Origin of the sequence: Streptomyces durocortorensis (assembly GCF_016901035.1) — a bacterium.
Taxonomy (GTDB): Bacteria; Actinomycetota; Actinomycetes; order Streptomycetales; family Streptomycetaceae; genus Streptomyces; species Streptomyces durocortorensis.
The window spans coordinates 2318-7764 of record NZ_JAFEUF010000286.1 but is presented as its reverse complement, the minus strand read 5'-3'; the positions used below and the strand labels follow the sequence as shown (position 1 = coordinate 7764).

General features: G+C 74.8%; 5 protein-coding genes and 1 pseudogene. 4 read left to right on the top strand and 2 right to left on the bottom strand.

The features are described from left to right. Positions 1-181 precede the first annotated feature (181 nt). Positions 182-1024, top strand: coding sequence for a DUF4328 domain-containing protein (locus JS521_RS31470; protein ID WP_205086324.1), 843 nt, complete (start codon positions 182-184; stop codon positions 1022-1024). Positions 1025-1084: 60 nt separating this feature from the next. Further along, positions 1085-1663 carry a hypothetical protein gene (locus JS521_RS31465; protein ID WP_205086323.1) on the top strand — a complete coding sequence of 193 codons (579 nt, stop codon included), beginning with the start codon at positions 1085-1087 and terminating at the stop codon, positions 1661-1663. 87 nt (positions 1664-1750) lie between these two features. On the opposite strand, the gene JS521_RS31460 is transcribed toward JS521_RS31465, so the two are convergent. Together JS521_RS31460 and JS521_RS31455 are read right to left on the bottom strand one after the other, a co-directional pair. Continuing rightward, positions 1751-1969: a hypothetical protein gene (locus JS521_RS31460; protein ID WP_205086322.1), complete on the bottom strand. Its 219-nt coding sequence runs from the start codon at positions 1967-1969 to the stop codon at positions 1751-1753. A 91-nt stretch (positions 1970-2060) separates the two neighbouring features. Beyond that, positions 2061-2786, bottom strand: a pseudogene (locus JS521_RS31455) (UDP-N-acetylglucosamine--N-acetylmuramyl-(pentapeptide) pyrophosphoryl-undecaprenol N-acetylglucosamine transferase); the annotation flags it as partial. 464 nt (positions 2787-3250) lie between these two features. Between JS521_RS31455 and JS521_RS31450 the strand changes: the two are divergent. Together JS521_RS31450 and JS521_RS31445 are read left to right on the top strand one after the other, a co-directional pair. Next, on the top strand, positions 3251-4030 hold the full coding sequence (locus tag JS521_RS31450) for an RNA polymerase sigma factor (RefSeq protein WP_205086321.1): 780 nt from the start codon (positions 3251-3253) through the stop codon (positions 4028-4030). Next, positions 4030-5205, top strand: coding sequence for a hypothetical protein (locus JS521_RS31445; RefSeq protein WP_205086325.1), 1176 nt, complete (start codon positions 4030-4032; stop codon positions 5203-5205). Before JS521_RS31450 ends, JS521_RS31445 begins: the two co-directional genes overlap by 1 nt. The last annotated feature ends 242 nt before the right edge of the window (positions 5206-5447 follow it).

Here is a 5447-nt window from a genome sequence, read left to right as displayed (position 1 = left end):
CCCGCCCCCCCCCCCCCCCCCCCCCCCCCCCCCCCCCCCCCCCCCCCCCCCCCCCCCCCCCCCCCCCCCCCCCCCCCGACCGCGCGCTCCTGGGGAGGGACGCGAGAGGTCACACACGGACATCGGGTCCGTCACATCCATCACGTCCGTCACATCCATCATGTCCTGGGGGGACTTCTCCGTGCTCTGTACCCGTTGCCGTATCAGAACGGCCGTGACCGACGAAGGCCTGTGCACCTTCTGCTCGGGCACCCGGCCTCCGCTGCCGGAAGGCTCGACGGCCGTCCCCGGCCCCGGGGGCTGGGGCGTCGGCACCTGGCCGCGCTCGCCCGTCGCCCTGTCCCGGGTGGTGACGGCGCTGCTCGGCGTGGTCATCGCCACCGACCTGTTCGCCATCGCCACGGGACTGCGGGTGCGCTACCTCTGGGACCGGCTGGCGACGGACGGGGGCATGGCCGTCTACGACGAGGCCGGTAGGTCTGCCGAGCGGCTGTACCTCTTGTCGGGCAACGTGCAGAGCCTCGCGTTCCTGGTCACCGCCGTCGTCTTCATCATCTGGTTCCACCGGACCCGCCGGAACGCCGAGGTCTTCGACCCGAGCGTGCAGCGGATGGGCCCCGGCTGGGCGGTGGGCGGCTGGTTCGTCCCCGTCGCCAACTTCTGGTTCCCGTACCGGGTCGCGGCGGGCACCTGGGAGGCCAGTGCGCGGCCCCGGCCCGACGAGGGCCTGCGGGAGATTGCCCGTACGCCGCTGAACCTCTGGTGGGCGGCATGGGTCGGGACGCTGCTGCTCGCCCGGGTCGCCGGGCGGATGTGGGACCGGGCCGAGGAACCGGCGGAGATCGTACGGGCCGCGGGCCTGGTGGCGGCCTCCGACGCGCTGGACGTCGTCGCCGCGGTGCTCGCGATCCTCTTCGTCCGGACGCTGACCCGGATGCAGGCCGAACGGGCCGCGCACTCCTTGGCGCCCGTCCCCGAGCACAACGTCCCTGAGCACAACGTGCCGGAGCACAACGCCCCGTAGCGACGATGTGACGATTTTCAGCCATTCGGCGCAGTATCCGGTAGACCGAGGGAGACGTCGATGAGTCTGCTGGAACTGATCGAACGAGCCGACGAGCGCACGCTGGCCGCCGGGGCGCTGGCCTGCTTGGAACGCTGCCTGCCGCTGCTCGCGGGGCCGGAAGCGGAGCCCTTGCGCCCGCTCTGGGCGAGCTGCGAGGACGGACAGGATTGGGCCATCCGGCTCGCGGCGGTACGGACGGAGATGGAGCAGGCGTCCGTCCCCGACGGCCCGGCCGCGCTCGTACGGGCGATGCTCGGCGCGGCCCCCTCCGACTTCGACGCCGTACCGCTGCGGGAGTGGGCCGACGCCTGTTCGCTGGTCGCGCTCAGGGTCCACGGCCGGTTCGACGCCCCGGACGGGGACGCGCCGCCGGACGAGGATCACCGGCTCAAGGCGGCCCGCAGCGGCGACCCGGCCGCCGTGGGCCCGCTGGTCGCGGGGGAGCTGGAACGGCAGGTCCGCATCCTGGAGATCCTCGCGGAGACCACCGGCACGGCGGGCAGCGGCGCCGGCCTCCGCAAGGCGCTGGACCTGTCCACGGAGGGCCGCCGGGTCCTGCGCGCGGTGATGTCACGACGGGCCCGGGGACGGGGCTGAGGGCGACCCGGTCTCATCCCCCCCAGGCACGTCGGTGTGCGGTGCCCCGGAAGGAGCCCGTCCGGGGCACCGCGCGTCGGCCGGGCGCTACTTCGCCGCGTCCAGCGCCGCCAGGGCCTGCGCCCATCCGACGTACTTCAGGCGGGCGAGATCGGCGACCGTCTCCACCCCGAACGCCTCCTTGAGCAGGTCACCCTGACGGTCCGAGACACCCTTGAGAGCCGACACCGGCGCCGCCAGCACCTCCGGCACGCTCTTGTCCGCCCAGGCCTTGTCCAGCACCTTGTCCAGGTCGATCGAAGCCACGGTCGTTCCCCTTTTCCCGTTTTCCCAGTAGATCTACAGGCGTGTAGAGCTTAGGAGGGGAGGGGGCGGCGCACCGGGCACAGTCGGAAAATCACCGGCGAACGTCCGAAAGACGCTCGGTGGCCACGGACAGCACCACGTCCACGAGCCGTTCCGCCGCATCGGGCCGACCGTGCGCCCGGGACGCGGCCGCCATCGCGCCCCGGCGCTCCGGATCGTCGAGGAGTGGCCCGACCGCCTCGCGCAGGTGGCCGCCGGTGACCTCGCCGAGGAGGGCGACCGCCGCGCCCGACTGCTCCAGGAGGCGGGCGTTGTGGGCCTGTTCGTTCCCGGCCGCCGTGGCGAGCGGGATGAAGACGGCGGGCTTGCCCAGGGCGGTGAGTTCGGCCAGGGTGCCCGCGCCGCTGCGCGAGATCACCAGGTCGGCCAAGGCCAGGACGTCCGGCAGCTCCGGTCCGACGAACGGGGTGACGTGGTACCGGGCGGCGAGGGAGGCCGGAAGCCCTGCGGCGCGCGCGGAGAGCGCCTCGTGGTGGGCGGGCCCGCACTGGTGCACCACGTTGGCTCGCTCCAGCAGCCACGGCAGTTCGCCGCCGACCACGTCGTTGATCTGCTGCGAGCCCTGCGCGCCGCCGGTGACGTATGCGGTCGGCAGCCGCCGGTCGAAGGAGTGGAGGCCGAGGGCGGTGACCGCCTTGTCCGGGTGGCCGGTCAGGACCTCCGGGCGTACGGGGTTGCCGGTGACCACCGCCGCCGGCCGCACGCTCTCCGGCAGGAGCGGCAGGGTCGACTCCGAGGACACGGCGATCCGTGCGGCCGGAAGTAGCCAGGCGTGCCTGCAACGTACGGATCGCGGTGAGGGTGGGGTAGGTGTGACCACCGGTGCCCCCTCCCGTGACGATCAGGCGGAAGACGGGAGCGGGTCGAGACGCGGTATTCACCCGGAGCAGTCTGGGGACGGCGGGGTGGCCGGACGAATCCGTGAGGGGTTGGTCACGCCCTCGGCGTCGGTGAGGCGCAGGGCGAGGAGGAGCGACGACCGGGGCCGCCACCCCCCACAGGAGAGGCCCCGGCCGTCTTCCACGGGGTCGCAGCACGACCCCGTACTCATCTCAGCGCCATGACTGCGTTTTCTGTCACACCGACAGGGCCGCCGACGAATTGTTGCGAGTTGTACAAGTCATGGACGTGACCCCCGCCGAGCACGTAGCGTGCTGGTTCGCGCAGGGTTGCGCAGCAGTTGACCAGCTGCGATTGAGGACGGCAGGGCGGGTTGAGGGAGTGCTGGGGGACGACGCGGAGCTGACTGCCGCGGTGCTCGCGGCACAGGACGGGGACGAGGACGCCTTCCGTGCTGTGTACCGCGCGGTGCAGCCACGGCTGTTGGGCTACATACGGACGCTGGTCGGGGAGCCGGACGCCGAGGACGTCGCGTCCGAGGCGTGGCTGCAGATAGCCCGCGACCTCGACCGCTTCAGCGGTGACGCCGACCGGTTCCGGGGCTGGGCCGCGCGGATCGCCCGCAACCGCTCTCTGGACCACCTGCGGATGCGCAGCCGCCGCCCCGCGATCGGAGGCGACGAGACCGAGCTGACCGCGCGCGCCGCCGAGTCCGACACAGCGGGTGACGCCATCGAGGCCCTGGACACCGACCGCACCATGTCCCTCATCGCCCAGCTGCCCCAGGACCAGGCCGAGGCCGTCGTGCTGCGCGTGGTCGTCGGGCTCGACGCGAAGAGCGCGGCGCAGACCCTGGGCAAGCGGCCCGGCGCCGTCCGCACCGCCGCCCACCGCGGCCTCAAGCGACTCGCCGAACTCCTCGGCGCCGACGGGCAGATCCCGGCGCCCCGCGCGGACGGGCAGCTCCCCGCGCCCCGAGCCGGAGGCGACGCCGCGTTCGACCCGGACGGCGTCCCGGAACCGGCCCAGGGCGACGCGGGCGGCGGCGCCGGGCTCGGTGCCGTGCCCTCCCAGCGGCCCGGCCGGGGCGGTCCGGCGACGCCCGCCGCGGTCACTCCCGGTGTGACGCATTCGGGACCGTGGACGCAGAAGGACATGTGATGGCCGACGAGCACTACGAGTGGCTTGACAAGGACGCCGCGGAGAGATTTCTCCGCGGCGAACCGGTCGTCCCCGTCGGCGACGAGGCCCGTACCGACGCCTTCCGCCTCGCCGAAGCGCTCGGCGCGGCGCGCGCGGGGCTGCGGGCCCCGGCAGGCGAACTCCCCGGCGAGGACGCAGTTCTCGCCGCGTTCCGGCAGGCCCGCCAGGGCAGCGGTGTGGACCGGCTCGCCGGCCGCGCCGCCGGTGCCGCCGTCCCCGGCCGGCCCGGCCAGCTGCACGTCGTCCAGCTCGGTTCCGCCCCCGACGCCCCGGCCCGCCGCCCGCGCTGGAGCCGGCCGGTCCGCTTCGGCCTGGTCGCCTCGCTCGCGGGCTGCGCGCTCGGCGGGGTGGCGGTCGCCGCCGGTACGGGCGTGTTCACCGGAACCTTCGGCGGCCAGGGATCGCCCGCGCCGGCCACCTCCGTATCGGCCGCGGTGACTCCGGGGCCCCTGATGTCCAGCGGGCCCGCCGACGATTCGTCCGCCCCGGCGGACCCATCCTCGCCCGCCGAGCCGGAGGCGACCTCCTCGCCCGCGAACCGGGAATCCGGCGGCCCCGAGGAGCCCGACGGCGCGCGGACCGGCGAGACCGGCCGGGAGTCCGACGAGGACCGCCCGGGCACCTCGGAACGCCCGGACGGCGACGGCCGGGAGGAGACCTCCGGGGGCGGCGACGGCCAGGACGAACGGCCTGGCGGCCCGGGCGGCTCCGGCGGCGACACGGACTCCGGGAACTGGTACGAGAAGTCGGTGAAGGCCTGCAAGGCCTCCCGCGACGGCACGCTGGACGAGCGCAGCCGACGCCAGCTGATCCAGTTCGCGAAGGGCGAGAAGAACCTGGAGCGCTTCTGCGACCGCCTCCTCGGCGGGGGCGGCGGCAGCGGCGGCAGCGGTGGGAACGGCGGCTCCGGTGGCGGGGACGACGACGGCGACGGCGGTCACAACGGGCCGGGCAACGGTGGCGGCGGCTCGCTGCCGCCCGTCTCCTTCCACCCCGTACCGCGCGCCGTCGCGGCTCCGGAAGCGGGTGCCGGTGCGGGTGCCGGTGCTGGTGCCGGAGCGGGGGTGGGGGCGGACGCTGAGGTTCCGGCCCTTTCGGAGAGCAGTGGTGCGGCCTCCGTGCTGACCCGCTGACCCCGCTGACCTGCGTTTTCAGCTCCCGCCGGGCGGCCCGCGCCACCAGGTGTGACGTTTTTCGGAGGCCGGGCGCAGTACAGAGTGAGCCGACTGGTCATCGGCCGCGCAACGAGCCGGGGTTCCCCCCGTACCTTCGGCTCAGCGCATCGGGGGGGGGGGGGGGGGGGGGGGGCGGCGCGCCGGGGGGGGGGGGCGGCCCGCCGCGCCCCCCCCCCCCCCCGCGGCCCCCCCCCCCCCCC